This is a genomic window from Acidovorax kalamii (assembly GCF_002245625.1).
In the GTDB taxonomy this organism is placed as follows: Bacteria; Pseudomonadota; Gammaproteobacteria; order Burkholderiales; family Burkholderiaceae_C; genus Acidovorax; species Acidovorax kalamii.
Genome location: NZ_NOIG01000015.1, coordinates 65,111 through 90,481, shown reverse-complemented (window position 1 = coordinate 90,481; position 25,371 = coordinate 65,111). Strand labels below are relative to the sequence as shown.

At 66.2% G+C, this 25,371-nt stretch carries 25 protein-coding genes and 1 pseudogene; 18 read left to right on the top strand and 8 right to left on the bottom strand.

The features are described from left to right. Positions 1 to 36: 36 nt before the first annotated feature. Positions 37 to 387 (top strand): HPF/RaiA family ribosome-associated protein, encoded by a 351-nt coding sequence (locus tag CBY09_RS22920; protein WP_094291882.1) that lies wholly within the window; start codon positions 37 to 39, stop codon positions 385 to 387. A 119-nt stretch (positions 388 to 506) separates the two neighbouring features. On the opposite strand, the gene CBY09_RS22915 is transcribed toward CBY09_RS22920, so the two are convergent. Both CBY09_RS22915 and CBY09_RS22910 read right to left on the bottom strand, forming a co-directional pair. Then, positions 507 to 1,472: a PDR/VanB family oxidoreductase gene (locus CBY09_RS22915; RefSeq protein ID WP_094291881.1), complete on the bottom strand. Its 966-nt coding sequence runs from the start codon at positions 1,470 to 1,472 to the stop codon at positions 507 to 509. Further along, on the bottom strand, positions 1,469 to 2,521 hold the full coding sequence (locus CBY09_RS22910; protein ID WP_094291880.1) for an aromatic ring-hydroxylating dioxygenase subunit alpha: 1,053 nt from the start codon (positions 2,519 to 2,521) through the stop codon (positions 1,469 to 1,471). Before CBY09_RS22910 ends, CBY09_RS22915 begins: the two co-directional genes overlap by 4 nt. 271 nt (positions 2,522 to 2,792) lie before the next feature. Here CBY09_RS22910 and CBY09_RS22905 point away from each other — a divergent pair, with 271 nt between their 5' ends. From CBY09_RS22905 to CBY09_RS22880, 6 genes are all read left to right on the top strand, one after another. Continuing rightward, on the top strand, positions 2,793 to 3,581 hold the full coding sequence (locus CBY09_RS22905) for a GntR family transcriptional regulator (protein WP_094291879.1): 789 nt from the start codon (positions 2,793 to 2,795) through the stop codon (positions 3,579 to 3,581). Between the two features lie 173 nt (positions 3,582 to 3,754). Next, positions 3,755 to 4,792, top strand: a complete 1,038-nt coding sequence (locus CBY09_RS22900) for a TRAP transporter substrate-binding protein (RefSeq protein ID WP_094291878.1) — start codon at positions 3,755 to 3,757, stop codon at positions 4,790 to 4,792. Positions 4,793 to 4,904: 112 nt separating this feature from the next. After that, on the top strand, positions 4,905 to 5,387 hold the full coding sequence (locus CBY09_RS22895) for a TRAP transporter small permease (RefSeq protein WP_094291877.1): 483 nt from the start codon (positions 4,905 to 4,907) through the stop codon (positions 5,385 to 5,387). Next, positions 5,384 to 6,703: a TRAP transporter large permease gene (locus CBY09_RS22890; protein WP_063459764.1), complete on the top strand. Its 1,320-nt coding sequence runs from the start codon at positions 5,384 to 5,386 to the stop codon at positions 6,701 to 6,703. Before CBY09_RS22895 ends, CBY09_RS22890 begins: the two co-directional genes overlap by 4 nt. 15 nt (positions 6,704 to 6,718) lie before the next feature. Then, the gene (locus CBY09_RS22885; RefSeq protein ID WP_240515825.1) at positions 6,719 to 7,690 is read left to right on the top strand and encodes a Bug family tripartite tricarboxylate transporter substrate binding protein; all 972 of its coding nucleotides are present in this window, start codon (positions 6,719 to 6,721) and stop codon (positions 7,688 to 7,690) included. A gap of 18 nt (positions 7,691 to 7,708) precedes the next feature. Continuing rightward, positions 7,709 to 8,647 carry an NAD(P)-dependent oxidoreductase gene (locus tag CBY09_RS22880; protein ID WP_094291875.1) on the top strand — a complete coding sequence of 313 codons (939 nt, stop codon included), beginning with the start codon at positions 7,709 to 7,711 and terminating at the stop codon, positions 8,645 to 8,647. Between the two features lie 144 nt (positions 8,648 to 8,791). Here the strand turns inward: CBY09_RS22880 and CBY09_RS22875 are convergent, their stop codons facing one another. Continuing rightward, positions 8,792 to 9,742, bottom strand: a complete 951-nt coding sequence (locus CBY09_RS22875) for a LysR substrate-binding domain-containing protein (protein ID WP_094291874.1) — start codon at positions 9,740 to 9,742, stop codon at positions 8,792 to 8,794. Positions 9,743 to 9,930: 188 nt separating this feature from the next. Here CBY09_RS22875 and CBY09_RS22870 point away from each other — a divergent pair, with 188 nt between their 5' ends. The 8 genes from CBY09_RS22870 (at position 9,931) to CBY09_RS22835 (ending at position 16,730) form a co-directional block, all read left to right on the top strand. Then, entirely contained in the window at positions 9,931 to 10,632 is a 702-nt protein-coding gene (locus CBY09_RS22870) for a substrate-binding domain-containing protein (RefSeq protein WP_240515824.1), read from the top strand. Between the two features lie 34 nt (positions 10,633 to 10,666). Next, a complete protein-coding gene (locus CBY09_RS22865) occupies positions 10,667 to 11,701 on the top strand; it encodes an amidohydrolase family protein (RefSeq protein WP_094291872.1) in 1,035 nt (344 codons plus the stop codon). Between the two features lies 1 nt (position 11,702). After that, positions 11,703 to 12,386 (top strand): 4-carboxy-4-hydroxy-2-oxoadipate aldolase/oxaloacetate decarboxylase, encoded by a 684-nt coding sequence (gene ligK / locus CBY09_RS22860; protein ID WP_094291871.1) that lies wholly within the window; start codon positions 11,703 to 11,705, stop codon positions 12,384 to 12,386. Positions 12,387 to 12,474: 88 nt separating this feature from the next. Then, positions 12,475 to 13,485, top strand: coding sequence for a Bug family tripartite tricarboxylate transporter substrate binding protein (locus tag CBY09_RS22855; protein WP_094291870.1), 1,011 nt, complete (start codon positions 12,475 to 12,477; stop codon positions 13,483 to 13,485). A gap of 34 nt (positions 13,486 to 13,519) precedes the next feature. Continuing rightward, positions 13,520 to 14,449 carry an amidohydrolase family protein gene (locus CBY09_RS22850; protein ID WP_094291869.1) on the top strand — a complete coding sequence of 310 codons (930 nt, stop codon included), beginning with the start codon at positions 13,520 to 13,522 and terminating at the stop codon, positions 14,447 to 14,449. 4 nt (positions 14,450 to 14,453) lie between these two features. Beyond that, a complete protein-coding gene (gene ligA, locus CBY09_RS22845) occupies positions 14,454 to 14,894 on the top strand; it encodes a protocatechuate 4,5-dioxygenase subunit alpha (protein WP_094291868.1) in 441 nt (146 codons plus the stop codon). Positions 14,895 to 14,896: 2 nt separating this feature from the next. Next, positions 14,897 to 15,763 (top strand): class III extradiol dioxygenase subunit beta, encoded by an 867-nt coding sequence (locus tag CBY09_RS22840; protein ID WP_094291867.1) that lies wholly within the window; start codon positions 14,897 to 14,899, stop codon positions 15,761 to 15,763. A gap of 13 nt (positions 15,764 to 15,776) precedes the next feature. Next, the gene (locus CBY09_RS22835) at positions 15,777 to 16,730 is read left to right on the top strand and encodes a Gfo/Idh/MocA family oxidoreductase (RefSeq protein WP_094291866.1); all 954 of its coding nucleotides are present in this window, start codon (positions 15,777 to 15,779) and stop codon (positions 16,728 to 16,730) included. 80 nt (positions 16,731 to 16,810) lie between these two features. On the opposite strand, the gene CBY09_RS22830 is transcribed toward CBY09_RS22835, so the two are convergent. From CBY09_RS22830 to CBY09_RS22820, 3 genes are all read right to left on the bottom strand, one after another. Next, positions 16,811 to 17,410 (bottom strand): ATP-dependent Clp protease proteolytic subunit, encoded by a 600-nt coding sequence (locus CBY09_RS22830; RefSeq protein ID WP_094291865.1) that lies wholly within the window; start codon positions 17,408 to 17,410, stop codon positions 16,811 to 16,813. Between the two features lie 69 nt (positions 17,411 to 17,479). After that, entirely contained in the window at positions 17,480 to 18,799 is a 1,320-nt protein-coding gene (locus CBY09_RS22825; protein ID WP_094291913.1) for a flavin-dependent oxidoreductase, read from the bottom strand. A gap of 122 nt (positions 18,800 to 18,921) precedes the next feature. Beyond that, a complete protein-coding gene (locus CBY09_RS22820) occupies positions 18,922 to 19,275 on the bottom strand; it encodes a FlxA-like family protein (RefSeq protein ID WP_094291864.1) in 354 nt (117 codons plus the stop codon). 156 nt (positions 19,276 to 19,431) lie between these two features. Here CBY09_RS22820 and CBY09_RS22815 point away from each other — a divergent pair, with 156 nt between their 5' ends. The 3 genes from CBY09_RS22815 (at position 19,432) to CBY09_RS22805 (ending at position 21,996) form a co-directional block, all read left to right on the top strand. Then, a complete protein-coding gene (locus CBY09_RS22815) occupies positions 19,432 to 20,256 on the top strand; it encodes a sigma-70 family RNA polymerase sigma factor (RefSeq protein ID WP_094291863.1) in 825 nt (274 codons plus the stop codon). 62 nt (positions 20,257 to 20,318) lie between these two features. Then, positions 20,319 to 20,927: a YdeI/OmpD-associated family protein gene (locus CBY09_RS22810; RefSeq protein WP_094291862.1), complete on the top strand. Its 609-nt coding sequence runs from the start codon at positions 20,319 to 20,321 to the stop codon at positions 20,925 to 20,927. Positions 20,928 to 20,985: 58 nt separating this feature from the next. After that, positions 20,986 to 21,996 carry an aldo/keto reductase gene (locus tag CBY09_RS22805; protein WP_094291861.1) on the top strand — a complete coding sequence of 337 codons (1,011 nt, stop codon included), beginning with the start codon at positions 20,986 to 20,988 and terminating at the stop codon, positions 21,994 to 21,996. Between the two features lie 144 nt (positions 21,997 to 22,140). On the opposite strand, the gene gap is transcribed toward CBY09_RS22805, so the two are convergent. Beyond that, positions 22,141 to 23,139, bottom strand: coding sequence for a type I glyceraldehyde-3-phosphate dehydrogenase (gene gap / locus CBY09_RS22800; RefSeq protein ID WP_094291860.1), 999 nt, complete (start codon positions 23,137 to 23,139; stop codon positions 22,141 to 22,143). Positions 23,140 to 23,227: 88 nt separating this feature from the next. Continuing rightward, positions 23,228 to 25,300: pseudogene (gene tkt / locus CBY09_RS22795) on the bottom strand (transketolase); the annotation flags it as partial. Positions 25,301 to 25,371: the final 71 nt, after the last annotated feature.

Sequence of the window (25,371 nt, the reverse complement as noted above, 5' to 3'; positions counted from 1 at the left end):
GGGGCCTTCGCAACTTCATCAGGAAGGACCCTCGCCATGCAAGTACAAGTCAACACCGACGACCACATCCACGGCGGCGAATCACTGGCCCGCTGGATCACGGACGAATGCAAGAGCCGGCTGTCGCGTTTTCAGGACCATGTGACGCGGCTGGAGGTGTTTCTGAGCGACCTGGATGCGGGCAAGTCCGGCGCCAATGACAAGCGCTGCCGCATCGAGGCGCGCGTTACCGGCCGCCAGCCCGTCACCGTGACCGACGACGCCGACAAGATGGCCAACGCCTTCATCGGCGCGGCCGACAAGCTGGCGCGCGCGCTCGACACCGACCTGGGCCGCGTGAAGGACCGCAACGGCCGCGAGACCATCCGGGCGGCTGTGGCGGAGTGAAATTTGATTAAAAAATGGCTTCTGCGCTCGATGGATAAGCGCTGATAGCTATTTATTTGATAGCATTCAGGGAAAAGGCGCTGCAACCCACGGTTGCAGCGTTTTTTTGCTTGGGCCACTCACAGATCCAGCACCAGCAGCTTGCTGCGCGCGCGCGAGCAGCAGGGCATGAACTGTTCGTTGGCGGCTTTTTCTTCGTCCGTCAGGTACATGTCGCGGTGATCCACCTCGCCCTCCAGCACGCGCGTGAGGCAGGTGCCACACACGCCTTGCTCGCAGGATGTGAGGATGTCGATGCCCTCCTTGCGCAGCGCCTCCACCACCGACACATCGGCTGCAATCGGGTAGACCTTGCCGGTGCTGGCAATGCGCACTTCAAAGCCCTGGTCGCCCGAGGTGTCCTGCGCCGGGGCGCCAAAGTATTCGAGGTGGATGTTGTCCTGCGCCCAGCCCATGGCCTTGGCGGTGGTCACCACATGGTCGATGAAGCCTGCGGGGCCGCACACATACAGGCGCTTGTCCGCACCGGGCGCGGCGAGCACGGCGGCCAGGTCCAGCTTCTGCTCGGGCGAGCCTGCGTCGAAGTGGAAGTGCACATGGGGGCCCATCGCCGATGCCGCAATCTCGCTGGCAAACGCGGTGCGCTCCACCGAGCGGGTGCAGTAGTGCAGTGCAAAGTCGGCGCCCGTGCGGGCCAGCCGGTCGGCCATGCACAACAGGGGCGTCACGCCGATGCCCCCCGCCAGCAGCAGGGTGCGCTGCGCGGGGTGCAGCGCAAAGTGGTTGCGGGGTGTGCTGATGGTGATCACGTCGCCCTCGTGCACGCTGTCGTGCATGGCCACCGAGCCACCGCGCGATGCCGCGTCGCGCAGCACGGCGATGCGGTAGCGGTGCGACTCGTGCGATGCATTGCACAGCGAATACTGGCGCACCAGCCCACCGGGAACGTGCACGTCGATGTGCGACCCCGCGCTGAACGGGGGCAGCGCGGCGCCGTCCACGCGCGCCAGCTCAAAGCTGGCAATGCCTTCGGCTTCGGTCCGCTTCTGGACGACGCGGACCTGCAGGGTTTCCTGCGCGGTCATGCGGTCACCGCCTGGGGTGCGGGGGCCTGCTCGGCCGCCAGGATGCGGTCCAGGATCTTGCGCGACTGCACGCCGCCCGCGTCGATGTTGAGCATGAGCAGCTTGCGGTCAGGGTAACGCAGCAGGTTTTGTTGCTGCTGTTCCAGCATGTCCTGGTCCTCGGCAAAAATTTTGCCCTGGCCGTCGCGGATCTGGGTGGTGAGCGACGGGTCCTGCGGCTTGAAGTTGCGCGCCATGCCCCAGAAGTAGTGGATAGACGTTTCGGTTTCGGGCGTGATGAAGTCCACCACGATGCTGGATGCTTTCTTGTCGGCCGGGGCGTTGTAGCCGCCGTGGCCGGCCAGCGCCACACCCACTTCGATCAGCACATGGCTGGGCGGTGTGAAGTGGCAGATCTGCCAGCGGTCCACCGGCTGGTCGTCGGGCAGGCCGTTCATGCGCAGCGCCATCTGCCAGAAGGGCGGCGGCTGGATGCCTTCCATGAAGCGGCTGGTGATGACCTCGTCGCCCTCCACGCGGGTCTTGCAGGGCACCTCGTCGATCTCCTTCTGGCCGATGCTGGTGGAGTGCACATAGGTCTCGTGCGTCAGGTCCATCAGGTTGTCGATCATCAGGCGGTAGTCGCAGGCAATGTGGTACAGCCCGCCGCCATAGGCCCACTCGGGGTTGTTGGCCCAGGGCAGGTGGTGGATGGTGGCGGGGTCGGCCTTGTCGGCGTCACCCGGCCACACCCAGATGAAGCCATAGCGCTCCACCACCGGAAAGCTACGCGCCTTGGGAAAGCCCTGCACACGCTGGCCGGGCATGGACACCGACTTGCCCGTGCATTCCACCCGCAGGCCGTGGTAGCCGCACTGCAGGTGGCCCTCGCACACCGTGCCCAGCGACAGCGGGGCACCCCGGTGGGGGCAGAAGTCGTCCAGCGCGGCGACTTGGTCGGGCGCGGGGCGGTAGAACACGATCTTCTCGCCGCAGATGGTGCGGCCCAGGGGCTTTTCGGCGATCTCGTCGGGGGTGCAGGCGACGTACCAGGCGTTCTTGGGATACATGGGGCTTGTCTCTTTGTGTGGTGGGGCCGCGCTGGGGAGCATGCGTCGCCGCGCGGGGTGGGCTTGCTGGGCGGATTGTGCGAAAAAGCGGCACCAATGTATACATTGAATAGTGATAAATCAGCTATTGCGACCTGTGATATCCCATAAATCATTGTTTTTAAAAGATTTTCTTTGAAATCTATGGGGCTGATCCTTTGGCTATGTATACATTAATGGGCGGCGTCTCTCAGGCGAAGCGTCACCCCCAACCTCTTTGACTTGTTTGCCTATGAACCCCAGTGAATCCCCGGTGGCGGAGCCCACCCTTGGCGACGGCGCCGAAGCGGGAGCCTCCCAGTCGGTGAAAGCGCAGCTGCGCCTGCGCGAGATGATCCTGGCGGGCGAGCTGCCCGGCGGCGCGCGCATTGCCGAGCTGGCCATCGTCGAGAAGCTGGGGGTGTCGCGCACGCCCATCCGCGCGGCTCTGATGCGGCTGGAGCAGGAGGGGCTGCTGCAGCGCCTGCCCGGCGGCGGCTACGCCGTGCGCACTTTTTCTGAAGCCGATGTGGCCGATGCGATTGCGCTGCGCGGCACCCTGGAGGGGCTGGCGGCGCGTCTGGCGGCCGAACGCGGGGTGCCGCCCGCCGTGCTGGCCGACGCCCACGCCTGCCTGGACGCCATCGATGCCACGCTGGCACCCCCGGCCCTGGACGACCGGGGTTTTGCGCGCTATGTCGAGCTGAATGCGCAGTTCCATGTGCTGCTGGGCCGCATGCTGGGCGCCAGCGTGGTGGCGCGCGAGCTGGAGCGGGTCAAGGGCCTGCCTTTTGCCTCGCCCTCGGCCTTCGTGCTGGTGCAGACCCATTCGCCCCAGGCGCGCGACATGCTGGTGGTGGCGCAGGACCAGCACCGCCAGCTGCTCGATGCCATCGAACACCACGAAGGCGCACGCGCCGAGGCCATCCTGCGCGAGCACTCGCGCCTGGCCCAGCGCAACCTGCGTTCCGCCCTGTCCGCGCAGGCGGCCGGGCAGGGCGCTGCCAGCATGCCTGCCCTCGCTCTCATCCGCCGCCGATGAACCCGTCCTGCTGCCGTTCTGCGGGTTTCACCGGTTTCATAACGGTCTGGCATAGCTGAAAGTCCGTCATAGAACTGGCATGTGGCCGTGACCGCATGCACAGTGAGGCTCAGATGCGCCCCACGCATGCAGAAAAAGATACAAGTGCAGACCCACGGAGACTGGAGACAAAAATGAACTTCCTCAAGCGACGCGCCGCATTGACGGCCCTCGGGGCAGCTGCCCTGGCCACGGTGGCGGGCAGCGCCATGGCGCAGACCGTGACCCTGCGGCTGCACCAGATGCTGCCACCCCAGGCCACCATCCCGGCCAAGGCCCTGGTGCCCTGGGCCCAGAAGATCGAGGCCGAATCGGGCGGCAAGATCAAGGTGCAGCTGTTCCATGCCATGCAGCTGGGCGGCGCGCCCCCGCAGCTGTTCGACCAGGCGCGCGATGGCGTGGTGGACTTCACCTGGACGGTGCTGGGCTACACCCCGGGCCGCTTCCCCAAGACCGAAGTGTTCGAGCTGCCCTTCATGAGCGGCAATGCCGAAGCCTCCTCGCGCGCCATCCAGGAATACGTCGAGAAGTTCGCGGCCGACGAATTCAAGGATGTGAAGCTGATCGCTGTGCACACCCACGGCCCCGGCCTGTTCCACACCAAGACCCCCGTGACCGGCCTGGAAAGCCTGCGCGGCATGAAGGTGCGTGGTGGCTCGCGCATCATCAGCAACATGCTTACCAAGCTGGGCGCCACGCCCGTAGGCATGCCCGTGCCTGCGGTGACCGATGCGCTCAGCAAGGGCACCATCGATGGCACCACCATCCCGTGGGAGGTGACGCCGTCGCTCAAGGTGACCGAGCTGGTGCGCAACCACACCACCTTTGCGGGCAAGGAAGGCCTGTACACGCAGACCTTTGCGTTCTCGATGAACAAGGCCAGCTACGACAAGCTGCCCCCCGACCTCAAGGCCGTGATCGACAAGAACTCCGGCATCGAGACCGCTGCCATGTTCGGCCGCGCCATGGACGAAGGCGACAAGCTGGGCCGCCAGATTGCCGAGCGCGCCAAGAACAACATCGTGGCCCTGGACGTGGCCGAGACCCAGCGCTGGCGCCGCACCGCCGCCAGTGTGGAGACCGACTGGATCAACGAGGTCAAGGGCAAGGGCATCGACGGTGCCAAGCTCGCGGCCGAAGCCCGGGCCCTGATCGAGAAACACAGCAAATAAGCGTGGTGTTGCTTTTGGGTGCACCCGGGCGTGCCTGGGGCGCCTGTGCACGCCGATCCGCCCTGGCAGGCGCCGGGACGGATCGGTTTGATTTTTCTGACAGGACCCTGCCTTGAAGTTCCTATCGTTTCTCGCCCAGGCCTGCGCGGTGCTGGCCGGGATCATTCTCACGGGGGTGACGCTGATCACCTGCGCCAGTCTCATCGGCCGCAACACCACGGGCTGGACCCTGCTGGGCGACTATGAACTGACGGCCGTGGCCGCTGGTGCGGCCATTGCGCTGTTCATGCCCTGGTGCCAGTTGCGCCGCCAGAACATCATCGTGGACTTTTTCACCGCCCGGGCCTCTTCGGCCGTCAACGCGCGGCTGGACCGCTTTGGCGCGCTGCTGCTGGCCGCCATGTTCATCGTGCTGGCCTGGCGCACGGCCGCAGGCGGGCTCAGCGCCCGCAGCTCCATGACCACGACCATGATGCTGGGCTTTCCCGAGTGGATCACCTACGCCGTCATGGTGCCGCCCCTGCTGCTGACGGGGGTGATTGCCCTGGTGCAGGCCTTCGGCCCGGCGCAGAAAGAAGAAGAGGGCGTCGCATGAGCCCGCTGCTTCTCGCTCTCTGCATCTTTGGCGTGATGCTGGCGCTCATGGTGGTGCGTGTGCCCATTGCGGCGGCGATGTTTGCCGCCGGTGCCTTTGGCTACCTCTACCAGGTGGGGCTGCCGCCGTTTCTGAACAACCTCAATGGCCTGGCGTTTGCACGGTTTGCAAGCTACGACCTGTCGGTGATCCCGTTGTTCATCCTCATGGGCAACTTTGCCACCCAGGGGGGCATCTCCAAGGCGCTGTTCCAGTTCGCCAGCGTGCTCATGGCGCGCTTCAAGGGCGGGCTGGCCATGGCCGCCGTGGGGGCCAGCGCGGCGTTTGGTGCGATCTGCGGCTCGTCCATCGCCACGGCCGCCACCATCACCTCGGTGGCGCTGCCCGAGATGAAGCGGCATGGCTACTCGGGCCGCCTGGCCACCGGCACACTGGCGGCAGGCGGCACGCTGGGCATCCTGATCCCGCCCTCGGTGCCGCTGGTGATCTACGCCATCCTGACCGAGCAAAACATCGCCAAGCTGTTCGCTGCGGCCACCATCCCCGGCATCATCGCCATGCTGGGCTACATGATCGCGATTGCGATCTACGTGCGCATCCGCCCGGGCCATGCGCCCGACCATACGGTGGACCTGCCCAAGATGTCCCTGCAGGCCCTGATGGGTGTGCTGCCCATCGCCATCGTGTTCCTGGTGGTGTTTGGCGGCATCTACGGCGGCCTGTTCACCCCCACCGAAGGGGCAGGCGTGGGCGTGGCCTGCACCTTTGTCGCGGCGCTGCTCAAGCGCGAGCTGACGCTGGAGAAGGTCAAGCAGTGCTTCCTGTCCACCGCGTCTGCCAGCGCCATGATCTTCATGATCTTCATCGGCGCCGACATGATGAACACGGCGCTGGCGCTCACGCAGGTGCCCGGCCAGCTGGCCAGCCTGATCCAGGGCTGGAACGTCTCGCCCTACCTGGTGGTGGCGGGCATCCTGATCTTCTACGTGGTGCTGGGCGCGGTGATGGACGAGCTGTCCATGATCCTGCTGACCATCCCCATCTTCTTCCCGGTGATCATGGGCCTGGACTTCGGCATGTCGCAGGAGCACACGGCCATCTGGTTCGGCATCATGGTGCTCATGACCGTGGGCTTTGGTCTGCTCGCGCCGCCCGTGGGGTTGAACGTGTACGTGGTCAACGGCATGGCCAAGGATGTGCCGATTGCCGAGAGCTACAAGGGTGTGATGCCCTTCCTGGCCAGCGATGTGGTGCGCACCACGCTGCTGCTGCTGTTCCCGCCCATCTCGCTGTGGCTGGTGCAGTTCGTGGGCTGAGGGGCTGAGATGCCCTTGGATCGCCGTACCGCGCTCCGCGCCCTGGCCGCCGCAGGGCTGGCGCCCTGGGGTGGACTGCAGGCCCAGCCCGCCTTTCCTTCCAAGCCGCTGCGCATCGTGGTGCCGTTTGCGGCGGGCGGTGTGGGCGACCTCACGGCACGCGCTGTGGCCACCGGCCTGGCGGCGCGGCTGGGGCAGCCGGTGGTCATCGACAACCGCCCGGGTGCGGGTGGCGTGGTGGCGGCCGATGCCGTGGCCCGTGCCGAGCCCGACGGGCACACCCTGTTCCTCATGTCCAACGGCACGGCCGTCACGGCCAGCCTGTTCAAGGCGCTGCCCTACGACACCGTGGCCGGCTTCACGCCCATCAGCACGCTGGGCGTGTTCGACATCGCCGTGCTGGTGCCTGCCGATTCGCCGCACCACACGCTGGGCCAGCTGCTGGCGCACGCGCGCGCCCATCCGGGGCGGCTCAACATAGGTAGCATCAACACCGGCAGCACCCAGCACCTTGCGGCCGAGCTGTTCAAAAGCAGTGCGGCCATCGATGCGCAGGTGGTGCCCTTCAACGGCACGCCCGCGCTCATCACCGCGCTGCGGGGGCGCCAGGTGGATGTGGGCGTGGAGATCCTCGGCCCCGCACTGCCCCAGGTGCGCGCGGGTGCGCTGCGGGTGCTGGCCGTGGCCAGCGAGCAGCGGTCTGCCGCCCTGCCCGACCTGCCCACGGCGGCGGAGTCGGGGGTAAAGGGTTTTGTGGCCGCATCGTGGAACGCGCTGGCTGCCCCTGCGCGCACACCGCGCGCCGTGGTGGACCGCCTGCAGCGCGAGGTGGTGGCCTCCGTGGCCACGCCTGCGGTGCAGCAGCAGTTGCGCGCCCTCAACGTGGAGCCGCGAACCTCTACGCCCGAGCAGGCCGCCGCGCTGCTCAAGTCCGACATCGAACGCTGGCGCGCCGTGATCGAGCGCGCGGGCATCCCCAGGCAATGACAGAACACCGACCGCACCATGCAGACTGAAGAGAAGCAAGACACGCTCCCAATGCACCGTCTGGGCATCGTTGGCTACGGCGAGGTGGGCCGCATCTTTGCGGCAGGCCTGCGCGCCCGGGGTGTGGGCGATCTGGTGGTGTGGGATCTGAAGTTCATCGACCCCGCGAAGGGCTCCGAGCCGCTGGCCCACGCACAGGCCGCAGGCGTGCGCGCGGCCGACAGCGTGGCCGCGCTGTGCGCCGGGCGCCAACTCATCGTGTCGGCCGTCACGGCCAGCAACACGCTGGCGGTGGCCGAGGCGGTGGCGCCGCACATCGTCCCGGGCGCGTTTTTTCTGGACCTCAACTCCGCCTCGCCCGGCACCAAGCAGCAGGCCGCGCAATGCATCGAGGCGCGCGGCGGGCGGTATGTGGAGGCGGGCGTGATGACCTCGGTGCCGCCCTATGGCATGGCCGTGCCCATGCTGCTGGGCGGCCCCCACGCGGCTGCGCTGGCACCTGCACTGCAGGCCTGGGGCATGGACGCCACACCGGTCAGCGACCGCCTGGGCGTGGCCAGCGCCATCAAGATGTGCCGCAGCGTGATGATCAAAGGCCTCGAAGCCCTGGTCATCGAGAGCTACGCCACCGCCCGCCACTACGGCGTGGAAGACCATGTGCTGCCCACGCTGGCCGAGACCTTTCCGTCCATCGACTGGCACCAGCAGGGCCGCTACTTCTTCAGCCGCGTGGTGCAACACGGCCAGCGCCGCGCCGAAGAGATGCGCGAGTCGGCCCGCACCGTGGGCGAAGCCGGCATGGAGCCTTTGATGACATCGGCCATCGCCGACAAGCAGCAGTGGGTGGCCGACCTGGCGCGTGCCGGGGTGTTCGCGGACCTGCCTCAGGATGCGCGCTGGCAGGACTATGCGGACAGGGTGCTGGGCAGCGTGCGCAAGGCACCTTCTAACGACTGATTCGAAAGCAGGCGGCGCGCGGCGGCCGTTTTGTTTCTTGCGACGCTTGCTCCCGCCCGTTCACGTTGAGCTTGTCGAAACGCTGCACGAGGCTTCGACAAGCTCAGCCCGAACGGGTGGGGCTGCGCGGGCCCGGTCTGCAACTCAACCCGGCGTCTTGTACAGCGCCATCAGGGTCGTGCGAATCAGCTCCGCCATCGCCTGCTGCGTGAGCGTGGCCGGGCGTTGCGAACTCACGGCCAGATAGAGCTTGCTGCGCAGGCGGGCGCCGTCTTCGCTTCCGTCATCGCTGCTCGCGCCGTGGATGGGGCGGGTGCTGAACACCTCGGGCTTGCCCGAGGTGGTGACCGCGTTCATGGGCAGCACGGCGCAGCCCGCGCCGTCGGCCACCAGGTCCAGGATGGCGGCCACGCCGTCAATCTCCAGGCTGATCTGCGGGCGTTTGCCGCGCGTGGCCAGTTCCGACTCCACCAGCATGCGGATCGAGTTGGGGCGCGTGGGGATGACCAGCGGATACCGGGGCAGATCGCCCAGGGGCAGTGGGGTGCTGGTGTCTGCCTCGGCACCGGGTTGTGCGCCACCACGCCGCTGCACCAGGAACAGGTCTTCCTCCAGCAGCGCCGTGATCTCGATGCCCGGCGCGGGCGGTGTGTTGTAGAGCAGCGCAATGTCGAGCAGCCCCGTGGTCAGCGATTCGCGCATGGCCACCGACAGCCCTTCGCTGATGGCCAGCGCCGCGTCGGGCATCTTCACGCGGAAGGCGCGCGTCAGCGGCACCGTCAGCACCTTGGCAATGCTGGGCGGCAGGCCGATGGCCACACGCCCGGCGAGGGCCCCGCGCACGCGGCCCAGCTCCTCGCGCGCGCGCTCCACCTGGTGCAGGATGCCGCGCCCATGCTCCAGCAGCAGCTTGCCTGCCTCGGTGGGCGTGGCGCCCCGGCCGTTGCGCACCAGCAGGTTCTGGCGCAGTTCCACCTCCAGCAGGCGCACTTGGCGGCTCAGCGCGGGCTGGGCAATGTCCAGCACCACCGAGGCACGCGTGAAGCTGCCCAGCTCGGCCACCCGCACAAAGTATTCGATCTGCTTGAGGTCCATGGGCAAGGCTCTCTGCTATTTGCAATAGCTGTAGGTCAACAATCACGGAATGATATAGCTGGTAGTGCGGGTGCCGACTTCATGAATGCAGCCGCCCTCTCCACAATCGGTGCCACAGAAAGCCCCGTTGCGGCTTTCCCTGCGGCCCTTCAAGAGGCCGCGCAGAGCCCGCCAGGAGACAAACACCCATGACCACCGCACCGCTGCTTCGCGGCATCTCATCCATGGCCACCCGCCAGGTGCTGGCCGAGCTGACGGCGGCCTATGCAGCCAGTGCCCCCGGGGCGGGCGCGGTGCAGATCGAATCGGTGGGCGGCGTGGACGCGGCCAAGCGCGTGGCGGGCGGCGAGGTGTTCGATGTGGTCATCCTCGCGTCCGACGCCATCGACAAACTCATGGCCGCAGGCCATTTGCTGCCCGGCAGCAAGGTGGACTGGGTGCACTCCGGCGTGGCCGTGGCCGTGCCTGCGGTGGCACCGCTGCCCGACCTCAGCACCGAAGACGCCGTACGCAATGCCGTGCTGGCCGCGCCCAGCATCAGCCTGTCCACCGGCCCCAGCGGCGTGGCGCTGAGCAAACTGTTCGAGCGCTGGGGTATTGCCGGGCAGATTGCCCCGCGCATGGTGCAGGCACCCCCCGGTGTGCCTGTGGGCTCGCTGGTGGCCAAGGGCGAGGTGGCGCTGGGCTTTCAGCAACTGAGCGAGTTGTTGCACGTGCCGGGCATTCAGATCGCGGGTCCGCTGCCACCGGCCATCCAGATCACCACCACGTTTTCAGCGGGTATCGGCGCGCATTCACAGCAGGTGGATGCCGCGCGTGCCTTGCTGGCCTATCTGGCCTCCCCAGCCGCTGCCGAAGCCAAACGCAAGCAGGGCATGGAGCCCGCCTGACCGATCACAAGAACACCTTCCAGGAGCACCAACCATGAGCCTCATCATCGACTGCCACGGCCACTACACCACGGCCCCCAAGGCGCTGGAGAACTGGCGCAATGCGCAGATCGCCGGCATCAAAGACCCGGCGGCCATGCCCAAAGTGGCTGACCTGAAGATCAGCGACGACGAGCTGCGCGAGTCCATCGAGACCAACCAGCTCAAGCTGATGAAAGAGCGCGGCAGCGACATCACGCTGTTCAGCCCGCGCGCCAGCTTCATGGCCCACCACATTGGCGACTTCAACGTGTCCAGCACCTGGGCGGCCATCTGCAACGAGCTGTGCTTTCGCGTCTCCACGCTGTTCCCCGACCACTTCGTGCCCGTGGCCATGCTGCCGCAGTCGCCCGGTGTCGATCCCGCCACCTGCATCCCCGAGCTGGAAAAGTGCGTGCACGAATACGGCGCCGTGGGCATCAACCTGAACCCCGACCCCTCCGGCGGCCACTGGACCAGCCCGCCGCTGACCGACAAGCACTGGTACCCCATCTACGAAAAGATGGTGGAGTACGACCTGCCCGCCATGATCCACGTGAGCACCAGCTGCAACGCATGCTTCCACACCACGGGCGCGCACTACCTGAACGCTGACACCACGGCCTTCATGCAGCTGATCCAGGGCGACCTGTTCAAGGACTTCCCTACGCTCAAGTTTTTGATCCCGCATGGCGGCGGCGCAGTGCCCTACCACTGGGGCCGCTTCCGGGGCCTGGCGCAGGAGATGAAGAAACCGCTGCTGGACGAGCACCTGATGAACAACGTGTACTTCGACACCTGCGTGTACCACCAGCCCGGCATCGACCTGCTCAACACCGTGATCCCGGTGAAGAACGTGCTGTTCGCCAGCGAGATGATTGGTGCGGTGCGCGGCATCGACCCCACCACCGGCAACTACTACGACGACACCAAGCGCTACATCGAGGCGTCCACGATCCTGAGTGCCGAAGACAAGCACCAGATCTACGAAGCCAACACGCGCCGTGTGTTCTCCCGACTCGATACCCGTCTGAAAGCAAAGGGGCTCTGATATGTACGAACTAGGCGTTGTCTACCGCAACATCACCCGCGCCGACCGCGCAGCCGCCGATGGCCTGGCCGCCCTCGGCTCGGCCACCGTGCACGAGGCCATGGGCCGCGTGGGCCTGCTCAAGCCCTACATGCGCCCCATCCAGAGCGGCGTGCAGGTCAGCGGCACGGCCGTCACCGTGCTGCTGCACCCGGGCGACAACTGGATGATGCATGTGGTGGCCGAGCAGATCCAGCCCGGCGACATCGTGGTGGCCGCCATCACGGCCGAGTGCACTGATGGCTATTTTGGCGACCTGCTGGCCACGTCCTTCCAGGCGCGCGGCGCACGGGCGCTCATCATCGACGCCGGGGTGCGCGATGTGAAGACGCTCAACGAGATGAACTTCCCGGTGTGGAGCAAGTGCATCTCCAGCAAGGGCTGCATCAAGGCCACCATCGGCTCGGTCAACATCCCCGTGGTGTGTGCGGGCCAGCTCGTCACGCCCGGTGACGTGATCGTGGCCGACGACGACGGCATCGTGTGTGTGCCCGCCGCCCGCGCCGTGCAGACGCTCGAAGCCGCGCAAAAGCGCGAGAGCTTTGAAGGCGAAAAGCGCGCCAAGCTGGCCAGCGGCGTGCTGGGCCTGGACATGTACAAGATGCGCGAACCGCTGGCGGCAGCGGGGCTCAAGTACATCGACTGAACCCGGTCTTACAAGCTTTTTTGGCCATCTGCGCGCGTCCATATTGCGCTGATAGCTATCAATTTTGATTCTCTTTGTCTCTGACCCCATGACTTCCTCTTCTGCTGCTTCCTCTTTCCGTATCCGCCGCACGCTGGCCCTGGCGCTGGGTGTGGCCGCCGTCGCGGGCACGCTGGTGCAACCCGCTGCCGCGCAGCAGTTCCCCACCAAGCAGGTGCGCATCATCAGCCCCTTCCCCGTGGGCGGCGGCCCCGACGGCGTGGCCCGCCTGGTGGCCGACAAGCTCTCGCGCACCTGGGGCACGGGCGTGATCGTGGAAAACCGCCCCGGCGGCAACGGCTTCATCGCCATCGACGCCTGGAAGCGCGGCGCCAAGGACGGCCACGACCTGCTCATCCTGGACAACGTGCACCTGGCCGCCTACCCCAGCCTGTTCAAGAAGCTGCCCTACGACCCCGCCAAGGACTTCGACACGCTGCTGCCGCTGTTCAAGACGCATTTCTTCTTCACCGTGGGCACGGGCAGCAAGTACAAGACCGTGGCCGACATCGTGGCCGATGCCAAGGCGCGCCCCGGCAAGCTCAACTACGGCAGCTGGTCCGTGGGCAACCCGGTGCACCTGGGCTCGGAGTTGTTCGAATCGGCCACCGGCACGCAGATGGAGCATGTGATCTTCAAGGAGACCACGCAGCTCTACACCTCGGTGTCCACGGGTGAAATCGACTTTGCGCTGGGCAGCGCCGCCACCGCAGGCCCGCTGTACCGTGCGGGCAAGCTGCGCCTGGTCGCATTTGCCGGGCCCCAGCGCTCGGCCGAGTTCCCCGACGTGCCCACCGTGGCCGAATCCGGTGGCCCCAAGGACTTTGCCGTCACGGGTTGGAACGCCATCGCCGTGCCGCCCGGCCTGCCCGCCGCCGTGGCCGACAAGATCCGCAAGGACATCGAACAGGCCCTGACCGGCCCCGAAGTGGCGGAGAAGTTCAAGACCTTTGGCTACGAGCAGTTCCCCACCACGCGCGCCCAGTTCAACCAGTTCGTCAAGGACGAGAGCCAGCGTTTTGGCGACGTGATCCGCAAGGCCAACGTGTCGCTCGACTGATCTGCGAGCCTGCAAGAAACCAAGGAGTACGCGCATGAGCGAATTCACAAAAACCCCTGGCTGGCTCGACTGGTACGCGGGCCCGAGCAAGCCCCGGTTCCAGGTGCCTGCCGGTGCGGTGGACGCCCACTGCCATGTGTTCGGCCCGGGGGCCGAGTTTCCCTACGCCCCCGAGCGCAAGTACACGCCCTGCGACGCGAGCAAGCACCAGCTCTACGCGCTGCGCGACCACCTGGGTTTTGCGCGCAACGTGGTGGTGCAGGCCACCTGCCACGGTGCGGACAACCGCGCCATGGTCGATGCGCTGGTGCACTCGGGCGGCAAGGCGCGTGGCGTGGCCACCGTCAAGCGCTCGGTCACTGACGAAGAACTGCAGGCCATGCACGACGCCGGCGTGCGCGGCGTGCGCTTCAACTTCGTCAAGCGCCTGGTGGACTTCACGCCCAAGGACGAGCTGATGGAGATTGCCGCGCGCATCCACCAGCTGGGCTGGCATGTGGTGATCTACTTCGAGGCGGTGGACCTGCCCGAGCTGTGGGACTTCTTCACCGCCCTGCCCACCACCGTGGTGGTGGACCACATGGGCCGCCCCGATGTGAGCAAGCCGGTGGACGGGCCCGAGTTCGAACTGTTCCTGAAATTCATGCGCCAGCACCCCAACGTGTGGAGCAAGGTGAGCTGCCCCGAGCGCCTCTCCGTGACGGGCCCCAAGGCGCTGAATGGCGAGCAGAGCGCGTACCAGGACGTGGTGCCCTTTGCCCGCAGGGTGGTCGAGGAGTTCCCCGACCGCGTGCTCTGGGGCACCGACTGGCCGCACCCCAACCTCAAGGACCACATGCCCGACGACGGCCTGCTGGTGGACTTCATCCCGCACATCGCAACGACACCAGAGTTGCAAAAGAAGCTGCTGGTGGACAACCCCATGCGCCTGTACTGGCCCGAAGAAGTCACCGTGGAGGATTGACGCCATGTCGCTCGATAAACCCTACCTGGACGTGCCTGGCACGACCATCTTCGACGCCGAGCAAAGCCGCAAGGGCTACTGGCTCAACCAGTTCTGCATGAGCCTGATGAAGGCCGAGAACCGCGCCCGCTTCAAGGCCAACGAACGCGCCTACCTGGACGAGTGGGCGATGACCGAAGAGCAGAAGCAGGCCGTGCTGGCGCGCGACCTGAACTGGTGCATTCGCCTGGGCGGCAACATCTACTTTCTGGCCAAGATCGGCTCCACCGACGGCAAGAGCTTTCAGCAGATGGCGGGCAGCATGACCGGCATGACCGAAGAGGAATACCGCAACATGATGATCAACGGTGGCCGCAGTGCCGAAGGCAACCGCTACATCGGCGAAGACGGCGACGCCCAGGCGCACCGCCAGCCCCAGGGTAGCGCGGGCAAGAAAGGAATCTGACGATGGCCAAAATCACCGCCTCCGTGTTCACCTCGCATGTGCCTGCCATCGGCGCAGCCATGGACCTGGGCAAGACCCACGAGGACTACTGGAAACCCGTGTTCGCGGGCTATGACTTTGGCAAGCAGTGGGTCAAGGACCACAAGCCCGACGTGATCTTCCTGGTCTACAACGACCACGCCACGGCCTTCAGCCTGGACCTGATCCCCACCTTCGCCATCGGCACCGCCGCCGAGTACGAGGTGGCCGACGAGGGGTTTGGCCCGCGCCCCGTGCCCAAGGTCATCGGCCACCCTGACCTGGCCGCACACATTGCGCAGTCGGTCATCCAGCAGGATTTTGACCTCACCATCGTCAACAAGATGGCCGTGGACCACGGTCTGACCGTGCCCCTGTCGCTGATGTTTGGCGAACAAGACCCCGTGAAGGGCGCCTGGCCCTGCCCGGTGATCCCGTTCGCCGTGAATGTGGTGCAGTACCCCGTGCCCAGCGGCCGCCGCTGCTACAACCTGGGCCAGGCCATCCGCAAGGCCGTGGAAAGCTACGACGAAGACATCAACGTGCACATCTGGGGCACGGGTGGCATGAGCCACCAGCTGCAGGGCCCGCGTGCCGGCCTCATCAACAAAGAGTTTGACAACGCCTTCCTCGACAAGCTCATCAGCGACCCCGAGGCCGCCGCCAGCATCCCGCACATCGACTACGTGCGCGAGGCGGGCAGCGAGGGCATCGAGCTGGTGATGTGGCTCATCGCGCGTGGCGCGATGGCCGACGTGGCCGGTGGCAAGCCGCCCAAGCTGGCGCACCGCTTCTACCATGTGCCCGCGTCCAACACCGCCGTGGGTCACCTGATTCTTGAGAACACCTGAAAGGACACACACCATGACCATCAAAGTCGCACTCGCAGGCGCTGGCGCCTTCGGCATCAAGCACCTGGACGGCATCAAGAACATTGACGGCGTCGAAGTCGTCTCCCTCATCAGCCGCGACCTGGCCAAGACCCAGGAAGTGGCCGACAAGTACGGCATCAAGCACGTCACCACTGACCTGGCCGACAGCCTGGCCATCAAGGAAGTGGACGCAGTGATCCTGTGCACGCCCACGCAGATGCACGCCAGCCAGACCATCGCCTGCCTGGAAGCGGGCAAACACGTGCAGGTCGAGATCCCGCTGTGCGACGTGCTGGCCGATGGCGAGAAGGTTGTTGCCCTGCAAAAGCAGACCGGCCTGGTGGCCATGTGCGGCCACACGCGCCGCTTCAACCCCAGCCACCAGTACGTGCACAAGAAGATCACGGCCGGCGAGTTCAACATCCAGCAGATGGATGTGCAGACCTACTTCTTCCGCCGCACGAACATGAACGCCCTGGGCCAGCCCCGCAGCTGGACGGACCACCTGCTGTGGCACCACGCTGCCCACACCGTGGACCTGTTCGCCTACCAGGCAGGCAGCCCCATCGTCAAAGCCAACGCCATCCAGGGCCCCATCCACAAGGACCTGGGCATCGCCATGGACATGAGCATCCAGCTCCAGGCGGCCAACGGGGCGATCTGCACGCTCTCCTTGAGCTTCAACAACGACGGCCCGCTGGGCACCTTCTTCCGCTACATCGGCGACACCGCCACCTACATCGCCCGCTACGACGATCTGGTGAACGGCAAAGAAGAGAAGATCGATGTGAGCAAGGTGGATGTGTCGATGAACGGCATTGAGCTGCAGGACCGCGAGTTCTTCGCCGCCATCAAGGAGAGCCGTGAGCCGAACGCCAGCGTGGCGCAGGTGCTGCCTTGCTACCAGGTGCTGCACAACCTGGAGCAGCAGCTCAACGCAGGCTGATTGAAAGCCAAATTGGCTGCTGGCGCTTATCCATCAAGCGCTGGCAGCTATTCATTTGATAGTTTTTGGGGTGCGCGGCCTCACCCCTTCAATGCCGTCTTGTGCTCGATGATGCGCGAGACCAGGCCGTAATCCACCGCCTCTTCGGCCGACAGCCAGTGGTCGCGCTCAATGTCGGCCAGCACCACCTCCAGCGGCTTGCCCGTCTGCCGGGCGATGGTGCGCGCAATGCGCTCGCGGGCCTTCACGATCTCCTGCGCCTGGATGGCGATGTCGCTGGCCGGGCCGCCCGCGCCCCCGCTGGGCTGGTGGATCAAAAAGCGCGTATTCGGCAGGCAGAACCGCCGCTCGCGCGGCGCCGCCAGGTACAGGTGCGTGGCCGCGCTGCCCACCCAGCCGGTGCCGATCATGTTCACCGGCGCGGTGATGAATCGCACCAAGTCATGCATCGTGTCGCCCGATTCCAGGTGCCCGCCGGGCGAACTCACCAGCATGTCGATGGGCTCGGCGCTCTCGGCATCCAGCGCAATCAGCCGCCGCGCCACATCGGCGGCCAGGGTGTCGGTGATGGTGCCGAAGACCAGCAGGGTGCGGGCCTTGAAGGCCTTTTCTTCAAGGTACGACGTGCGTGGCTCGGAGCCTGGGGTGGCATGTGGGGTGTTGGTGTCTGGCGTGTCCATGGGGGGCAGGTCCTTGAAAAGAGTGGCAGGACTGCCATGACGAACGAGACACGCCGGGCGTGACAGCCCTCAGCCTGTGGCTACGCGCTGCCCCGGCGCAATGGTGGGCGGCGCCGCATTCAGCGTCTCGATCGCAAACCCCGCCGCCGCCTTGTAGCGGGCCATGAAGCCTTCGCGCTCCTCGCGCGGCAGCACGTCGTCGATGTGGTCGAACACCCCGCCGCAGCGCTCGTCCACCAGCCCCAGCAGGCCGAAGGGGCCGGAGCCCCGGTTGCGCAGCACCAGCGCCGAGATGTCCTTGCACAGCTGGTCGTCATAGGCACGCAGCGCCTGCGGGCCCACGCCATGCGCGATGAACTGCGCCCCCAGCACGCGCGCATCCACAATGGCCTGGCTGGCACCGTTGGAGCCCACCGGGTACATCACATGCGCCGCGTCGCCCAGCAGCGCCACGCGGCCGTCTACCCAGGTGGGCACGGGGTCGCGGTCGATCATGGGGTACTCAAAAATGTCCTTGGCGCCGCGCAGCATGGCGGGCACGTCGAGCCAGCTGTAGTTCCAGCCGTCAAAGTGGTGAGCGAATTCCTCCAGCGCCACACGCCGGTTCCAGTCGCCCTGCTGCCAGCCGCCCTGGTTGTCCACCGTGATCTCGGCGATCCAGTTGATGGTGGCGAGGCCTGTGGCCGGGTCGGGCGGTGTGATGGGGTAGAACACCACACGGTGCCGCAGCGAGCCCACGCCCACAAACGAAGCGCCCGTTCGCACGGGCACCCCCGGTGTGGTGCCGCGCCACATGATGGCTCCGCCCCACTGGATGGGCGGCTGCGTGGGGTGCATCTGCGCCCGCACGGCTGAGTGCAGGCCGTCGGCGGCGATCAGCAGCGATCCGTCCACTTCCCGGCGTTCACCATCGCGTGTCTCGATGATCGCCGTCACACCATCGGCATCTTGCCGGTAGCCCACCACCCGCTGCCCCAGTTGCACGGCGTCGTTTCCCAGGCGCTCTCGCACGGCGTTGAACAGCATCATCTGCAGCTGCCCCCGGTGCACGGAATACTGCGGCCAGTGGTAGCCCGCCTCCAGGCCGCGCGGCTCGGCATACACCTCGTTCCCGTTGCGGCCCACCAGGGCCCATTCGCGCGCCTGCAGGCCAATGGTGTCCAGCACTTCGTTGCCAAACCCCAGGTCGTGCAGCTCCCGCACGGCATTGGGCTGCAGGTTGATGCCCACGCCCAGCGGCTGCAGCTCGGGCACTGATTCAAAGACAATGCAGGGCACGCCGATCTGGTGCAGGGTCAGGGCAGTGGCCATGCCACCAATGCCACCACCGGCGATCAAGACGGGGCGGGCGGAAGAGGGGTGTGAAGTGGTAGGAGGTACGCCAGACATGCCGGGATTGTCCATGCATTGGCGGGTGGAGCTTGTCGCGGACGCCGCAGGCAAATGTGGCACTGGGCGCATGCCGGGGCGGGGGGCGCAGACAGAGGCCACCCGTTCAGAAAGCCGTTTTGTCAGGCGTAGGTATCGACGTTGTTGCCCAGCCCAGCAGGTGGATTCTTTGCCGATGGGGCCTTCTGCTGCTGCGCGGCACCGGCCGCCGCGCCTTCGGCCTTCGCCGCCTGGGCCCGTTGCTGCTCTTGCTGTTGCGCGCGCTGTATCGCCGTGATCTTGGCCTGCACCATCTGAATCTGGGCCTGCAGCAACTTGGCCTTCTGTTGCTTGGCCTTGGCATCCATGTCGGAGCTGGCCAAGCCCTTGAGCTGCTCGGTCAGCTCGCGCAGCTGCTTTTGCAGCTTGGCGATGTCGCTGCTGCCACTGGAGGAAGAGACCGGGCCGGTGGAGGAGGTGGTGCTGCCAATTTGCATCCCTGGTTATCGGCAAGGCGCCGGAAAAGTTGACCATACCCTTTGCGCTGCGGGCTGTTGAACGCCGCCAATCCATGCGATGGAGGTCATGACAACACCTTGCGTGTCATTGCCTGCCGGTGTGCGGCCTGATTCAGCCTGTGGCACCATGCCCCGATGCAGAACGATGAACACCTGATGGCGCTGGTGAACGCCAGCCGCAGCACCCTGCTGCGCGCCGCCACGCGCCTGCTGGGCCCGGCCGAGGCCGAGGACGCCGTGCAGGACGCCTACGTGCGTGCGCTGGAGGCCCAGACCCCGGCGCTCAATGCGGCCCAGGCGTGGCTGCTGACGGTGGTGCGCAACCTGGCCATCGACCGCCTGCGGCGGCGCCAGTGGATGGCGCAGTGGCTGACCGAAGCCACGCAGACCGCGCATGGCGATGTTGCCGGTTCGGTCGCACCCTCGGCAGAGGCCGATGCCGCGCTGGCGCAGCAAGCCACGCTCGCGCTGCGCTGGTTGGCGGCGTGTGTGACGCCCGCCGAGGGCGCTGCGGTGCTGTTGCATGTGGTGTTTGAGGCCAGCCACGCCGAGCTGGCACAGGCCATTGGCAGTTCTGAAGCGGCCAGTCGCCAGCAGTTGCGCCGCGCGTTGCTGCGTCTTCGGCAGGCTCGGGAAGGCGACGGTGTGCACCAAGGTGATGGGCGCGATGAATCCAAGGACGCCGACCCTGCGGTGCTGCGCCTGTACCTGCAGTCGCTGCAATTGCGAGATCCCCAGGGCCTGTGGGCCCTGCTGCGCCCGCCGCCCGTGAGTGCGCTGGCAATGCAGGGCTCCGTGCAGCCCGTGCCACCGCATGCCATGTGCGCACCGGCCAAGGTAGGTGGAGTGGTGCAAGTGGGTGGACAGTTGGGTCTGGTGCTCACGCTGGATGGTGTGACGCTGTGCGTGGTGCCGTTGGGGCCACGCGCCGAGCCAGTGCACGACGCCGTGGTGGCCTGACGTATGCACCCGCAGCTGCAGTTGGTAGAAAGAAGGCCAGACAGAAGGACGTTTGCCGCACCATGACCCAGCCGCCCGCGCCCACCTTCTTTGCCACGCCCCAGGCATTCCGCCAGTGGCTGGAGCGCCATGCGGCCAGCGCGCAGGAGTTGCTGGTGGGCTTTCACAAGGTTGGATCGGGCCGCCCCAGCATGGGCTGGTCAGAGTCGGTGGACGAAGCCCTGTGCTTTGGCTGGATCGATGGCATCCGGCGGCGCATTGACGAGCACACCTATTCGATCCGCTTTACCCCGCGCAAGCCGTCGTCGATCTGGAGCGCGGTCAACATCGCCAAGGTGGAGCAACTGCAGGCGGCAGGGCGCATGACGCCTGCGGGGCTCGCCGCCTTCGCACACCGCAAGGCTGACAAGTCGGCCATCTACTCGCACGAGCAGGCGGGGGTGGCCGAGCTGCCCGCACCCATGCTGCGCGCATTCCAGCGCAACAAGGCCGCGTGGCGGTTCTTTCAGGAATCCACCCCGCCCAGCTACCGCAAGAGCATGCTGCACTGGGTCACCTCGGCCAAGCGCGATGCGACCCGCGAGGCGCGGTTTGCGGAGCTGGTGGCTGCCTGCGCTGCGGGCGAGCGCATCGAGCTGTGGGCCAAGCGGCCACCTGTCGCAAAGCCTTAGACCCGCACCCAAGCCCGAGCCACCCGGTGGGTTGCCGCGCTTGCCGTAAGCTCGCGGCATGCAACAAAGAACCCTTGGACCTTTCTCCGTCTCGGCCATCGGCCTGGGCTGCATGAACCTTTCGCACGCCTATGGCGCGCCCGTGTCTGCCGAGCAGGGCGAGCGCGTGCTGCTGGCCGCACTCGACGCGGGCGTGACGCTGTTCGACACCGCCACGCTGTACGGCTTTGGCGCCAACGAAACGCTGGTGGGCCGCGTGATGAAGCAGCATCGCAGCCGCTTCACCCTGGCCAGCAAATGTGGCATGCAGGGTGTGGATGTGAATGGCGACGGCAAGCTGGTGCGCGTGATCGATGGCCGCCCCGCCACGCTGCGCCAGACCTGCGAAGACAGCCTGCGCCGCCTGCAGACCGATGTGATCGACCTGTACTACCTGCACCGCTGGGACAAGAACGTGCCCATTGAAGACAGTGTGGGCGCACTGGCCGATCTGGTGCGCGCGGGCAAGATCCGCAGCATTGGTTTGTCGGAGGTGTCGGCCACAACACTGCGCAAGGCACACGCCGTGCACCCCATCGCGGCGGTGCAGACCGAGTATTCGCTGTGGACGCGCAACCCCGAGATTGCGGTGCTGGACGCCTGCCGCGAGCTGGGCGCGGCCTTTGTGGCCTTCAGCCCCGTGGCGCGGGGCTTTTTGTGCGGGGACTTGCGCGATGTGAGTACCCTGGACGCCAAGGACATCCGCCGCGCCATGCCGCGGTTTGCGCCCGAGGCCTACGCCGCCAACCTGCAACTGCTGGACGGCTACCAACAGGTGGCGCGCGATGTGGGTTGCACGCCTGCGCAGCTGGCACTGGCCTGGCTGCTGCACCGGGGCGAGCACGTCATCCCCATTCCGGGCACGACGAGTGTGGAGCACCTGCACGACGACCTGGGGGCTGTGGATGTGACGCTGGACGCCGCGACGATGCAGCGCCTGGACGGGCTCATCAACCAGCACACGGTGGTGGGCGCACGCTACAACGCGCAGAACGCGAGCGAGGTGGACACCGAGGCTTTTGCGGGCTGATTGAGTTCCGGGCAAAAAAAAGCCGGCGGCCTTGGCAGGCGACCGGCTTGAACAGGGTAGTCGCTTCTAGCGCTTCGTCATCATCATCATCTTGAGAGGTGTCCACTGCGCAGGGGTAGCCCCGCGCAGCGGACCGTGGCGTGGTTACTTGGCTACCACGCGCACCATTTCCAGGCACTTGTTCGAGTAGCCCCATTCGTTGTCGTACCAGCTCACGACCTTGACGAAGGTGCCGTCCAGCGCGATGCCAGCGTCGGCGTCAAAGATCGAGGTGCGGGTGTCGCCACGGAAGTCGGTGGCCACCACCTTGTCTTCGGTGTAGCCCAGCACGCCCTTCAGCGCGCCTTCGGACTGGGCCTTCATCTCGGCCTTGATTTCTTCGTAGGTGGCGGCCTTTTCCAGCTCCACCGTCAGGTCCACCACCGACACGTCGGACGTGGGCACGCGGAAGGACATACCGGTCAGCTTCTTGTTGAGGGCAGGGATCACCACGCCCACGGCCTTGGCAGCGCCAGTGCTGGAGGGAATGATGTTTTCCAGAATGCCACGGCCACCGCGCCAGTCCTTATTCGAAGGGCCGTCCACGGTCTTTTGCGTGGCGGTGGCAGCGTGCACGGTGGTCATCAGGCCGCGCTTGATGCCCCACTTGTCATTCAGCACCTTGGCCACGGGGGCCAGGCAGTTGGTGGTGCACGATGCGTTGGAGATGATGGCCTGGCCCGCGTAGGTGTCGTGGTTCACGCCGAACACGAACATGGGGGTGTCGTCCTTGGAGGGGGCCGACAGCACGACCTTCTTGGCGCCTGCGTCGATGTGCTTCTGCGCCGTGACCTTGTCCAGGAACAGGCCGGTGGATTCGATCACGATGTCGGCGCCGACTTCGTTCCACTTCAGGTTGGCGGGGTCGCGCTCTTGCGTCAGGCGGATCTTCTTGCCGTTGACGATCAGGGTGTTGCCTTCAACGGCCACGGTGCCTTCAAAGCGGCCGTGCACCGAGTCGTACTGCAGCATGTAGGCCAGGTAGTCGGGCTCCAGCAGGTCGTTGATGCCCACGACTTCGATGTCGCTGAAGTTCTGGATGGCCGAGCGCAGCACGTTGCGGCCGATGCGGCCAAAGCCGTTGATACCAATCTTGATCGTCATAGGGAGCCTCTTCAAAGTTGCAAAGTCGAAATCGGGAATCTGCCGCTGCACGCCCGCTGGCAGCGGGGCACAGCGGGCAGGAGAAGTTTTAGCGGGCCTTCTTGGCGGGCTTCAGGCGCGCAGCGCCGATGGCGACCAGCACGGCATCGGCCACGTTTTCTTCGGTGAAGCCGAAGTGCTTGAACAGCACGGGCGCGGGGGCCGATTCGCCGTAGGTGTCGATGCCCACCACGGCAGCGCAGCCGTATTTCCACCAGCCGTCGGTCACGCCCATTTCCACGGCCACGCGCGGCACGCCGGCAGGCAGCACGCTGCTCTTGTACTTGGCGTCTTCGCGGTCAAAAGTGGTGGTGCTGGGCATGGAGACCACGCGCACCGGCACCTTCTTGTCGGCCAGCAGGCGCTGGGCCTTGAGCGCCAGCTGCACTTCAGAGCCGGTGGCGATGATCACGGCCACAGGCTTCTTCTTGATGCCCACGTCGGCGGGCTCGCTCAGCACATAGGCGCCGCGCGAGATCTCGCCCAGATCGCGCTTGGGCGCGTAGGGCAGGTTCTGGCGCGACAGGGCCAGCACGGTGGGCTTGTTCCGGTTGGAGAGGGCCACGCTCCAGGCCACGGCGGTTTCGGCCGTGTCGGCCGGGCGCCAGACATCGAGGTTGGGGATCAGGCGCAGGCTGGCCACATGCTCGATGGACTGGTGCGTGGGGCCGTCTTCGCCCAGGCCGATGGAGTCGTGCGTGAACACGTGGATCACGCGCTGCTTCATCAACGCGGCCATGCGGATGGCGTTGCGGCTGTAGTCGCTGAAGGTCAGGAAGGTGCCGCCGTAGGGGATGAAGCCACCGTGCAGCGCCACGCCGTTCATGATGGCCGCCATGCCGAATTCGCGCACGCCGTAGTTGATGTGGCGGCCGCCCACGCCAGCCTCGTTCTTCACCACGTGGCCTTGCATGTCAAAACGCAGGTTGGGCGTGCTCTTGGTGTTGGTGAGGTTGGAGCCGGTCAGGTCGGCGCTGCCGCCCAGCAGCTCTGGCAGGGCGGCGGTGAAGGCTTCGAGCGCCAGCTGGCTGGCCTTGCGGCTGGCCACGGTTTCGCCCTTGGTGTGGGCGGCCACCACGGTGTCCACGGCCACCTGGGCAAAGTTGGCGGGCAGGTCGCCGTTCATGCGGCGGGTGAGTTCGGCGGCCAGCTCGGGGAATGCCTTGCTATAGGCGGCAAAGCGGTCGTTCCAGGCAGCTTCGGCACTTTGGCCGTTGGCCTTGCAATCCCAGCTGGCGTAGACGTCTTCGGGAATCACGAAGGGCTCGCTGGTCCAGCCCAGGGCTTCGCGGGTCAGGGCGATTTCTTCAGCGCCGAGCGGTTCGCCGTGGGCCTTGGCGGTGTTGGCGCGGTTGGGGCTGCCCTTGCCGATGTGCGTCTTGCAGACGATCAGGGTGGGGCGCTCGGTCTGCTTCTTGGCTTCTTCGATGGCCGTGACCACTTTGTCGGCGTCATGGCCGTCGATGGGGCCGATCACGTTCCAGCCGCTGGCCACAAAACGCAGGGGGGTGTTGTCTGCAAACCAGGGAGCGACCTGGCCGTCGATGCTGATGCCGTTGTCGTCGTACAGGGCGATCAGCTTGTTGAGCTTCCAGGCGCCTGCCAGAGACACGGCTTCGTGGCTGATGCCTTCCATCAGGCAGCCGTCGCCCAGGAAGGCGTAGGTGTGGTGGTCCACCACGGCATGGCCTTCGCGGTTGAACTCGGCGGCCAGCAGCTTTTCGGCCAGCGCAAAGCCCACGGCGTTGGTGATGCCCTGGCCCAGCGGGCCGGTGGTGGTTTCCACGCCAGCGGTGTAGCCCACTTCGGGGTGGCCGGGGGTCTTGCTGTGCAGCTGGCGGAAGTTCTTCAGCTCGCCAATCGGCAGGTCGTAGCCGGTGAGGTGCAGCAGCGCGTACAGCAGCATCGAGCCGTGGCCGTTGGACAGCACAAACCGGTCGCGGTCAAACCACTGGGGGTTGGTGGGGTTGTGCTTGAGGTGGCGGCTCCACAGCGCCACGGCCATGTCGGCCATGCCCATGGGGGCGCCGGGGTGGCCCGAATTGGCTTGTTGAACGGCGTCCATGGCCAATGCGCGGATTGCATTTGCCATCTGTTGGGATTGCTGGGTGTTGGCCATGGGGAGTGGTTCGGGGTGGGTGGTTCAGGGGAAACCCGGCATTTTACCGGGGCGGCTTTCGCCCGCCTGAATTG

Excerpts from the sequence above, each read along its gene's own strand:
- CBY09_RS22920 (WP_094291882.1), top strand. The coding sequence starts at position 37 with ATGCAAGTACAAGTCAACACCGACGACCACATCCACGGCGGCGAATCA.
- CBY09_RS22915 (WP_094291881.1), bottom strand. The coding sequence starts at position 1,472 with ATGACCGCGCAGGAAACCCTGCAGGTCCGCGTCGTCCAGAAGCGGACC.
- CBY09_RS22910 (WP_094291880.1), bottom strand. The coding sequence starts at position 2,521 with ATGTATCCCAAGAACGCCTGGTACGTCGCCTGCACCCCCGACGAGATC.
- CBY09_RS22905 (WP_094291879.1), top strand. The coding sequence starts at position 2,793 with ATGAACCCCAGTGAATCCCCGGTGGCGGAGCCCACCCTTGGCGACGGC.
- CBY09_RS22900 (WP_094291878.1), top strand. The coding sequence starts at position 3,755 with ATGAACTTCCTCAAGCGACGCGCCGCATTGACGGCCCTCGGGGCAGCT.
- CBY09_RS22890 (WP_063459764.1), top strand. The coding sequence starts at position 5,384 with ATGAGCCCGCTGCTTCTCGCTCTCTGCATCTTTGGCGTGATGCTGGCG.
- CBY09_RS22880 (WP_094291875.1), top strand. The coding sequence starts at position 7,709 with ATGCAGACTGAAGAGAAGCAAGACACGCTCCCAATGCACCGTCTGGGC.
- CBY09_RS22875 (WP_094291874.1), bottom strand. The coding sequence starts at position 9,742 with ATGGACCTCAAGCAGATCGAATACTTTGTGCGGGTGGCCGAGCTGGGC.
- CBY09_RS22870 (WP_240515824.1), top strand. The coding sequence starts at position 9,931 with ATGACCACCGCACCGCTGCTTCGCGGCATCTCATCCATGGCCACCCGC.
- CBY09_RS22865 (WP_094291872.1), top strand. The coding sequence starts at position 10,667 with ATGAGCCTCATCATCGACTGCCACGGCCACTACACCACGGCCCCCAAG.
- ligK (WP_094291871.1), top strand. The coding sequence starts at position 11,703 with ATGTACGAACTAGGCGTTGTCTACCGCAACATCACCCGCGCCGACCGC.
- CBY09_RS22855 (WP_094291870.1), top strand. The coding sequence starts at position 12,475 with ATGACTTCCTCTTCTGCTGCTTCCTCTTTCCGTATCCGCCGCACGCTG.
- CBY09_RS22850 (WP_094291869.1), top strand. The coding sequence starts at position 13,520 with ATGAGCGAATTCACAAAAACCCCTGGCTGGCTCGACTGGTACGCGGGC.
- ligA (WP_094291868.1), top strand. The coding sequence starts at position 14,454 with ATGTCGCTCGATAAACCCTACCTGGACGTGCCTGGCACGACCATCTTC.
- CBY09_RS22840 (WP_094291867.1), top strand. The coding sequence starts at position 14,897 with ATGGCCAAAATCACCGCCTCCGTGTTCACCTCGCATGTGCCTGCCATC.
- CBY09_RS22835 (WP_094291866.1), top strand. The coding sequence starts at position 15,777 with ATGACCATCAAAGTCGCACTCGCAGGCGCTGGCGCCTTCGGCATCAAG.
- CBY09_RS22830 (WP_094291865.1), bottom strand. The coding sequence starts at position 17,410 with ATGGACACGCCAGACACCAACACCCCACATGCCACCCCAGGCTCCGAG.
- CBY09_RS22825 (WP_094291913.1), bottom strand. The coding sequence starts at position 18,799 with ATGTCTGGCGTACCTCCTACCACTTCACACCCCTCTTCCGCCCGCCCC.
- CBY09_RS22820 (WP_094291864.1), bottom strand. The coding sequence starts at position 19,275 with ATGCAAATTGGCAGCACCACCTCCTCCACCGGCCCGGTCTCTTCCTCC.
- CBY09_RS22815 (WP_094291863.1), top strand. The coding sequence starts at position 19,432 with ATGCAGAACGATGAACACCTGATGGCGCTGGTGAACGCCAGCCGCAGC.
- CBY09_RS22810 (WP_094291862.1), top strand. The coding sequence starts at position 20,319 with ATGACCCAGCCGCCCGCGCCCACCTTCTTTGCCACGCCCCAGGCATTC.
- CBY09_RS22805 (WP_094291861.1), top strand. The coding sequence starts at position 20,986 with ATGCAACAAAGAACCCTTGGACCTTTCTCCGTCTCGGCCATCGGCCTG.
- gap (WP_094291860.1), bottom strand. The coding sequence starts at position 23,139 with ATGACGATCAAGATTGGTATCAACGGCTTTGGCCGCATCGGCCGCAAC.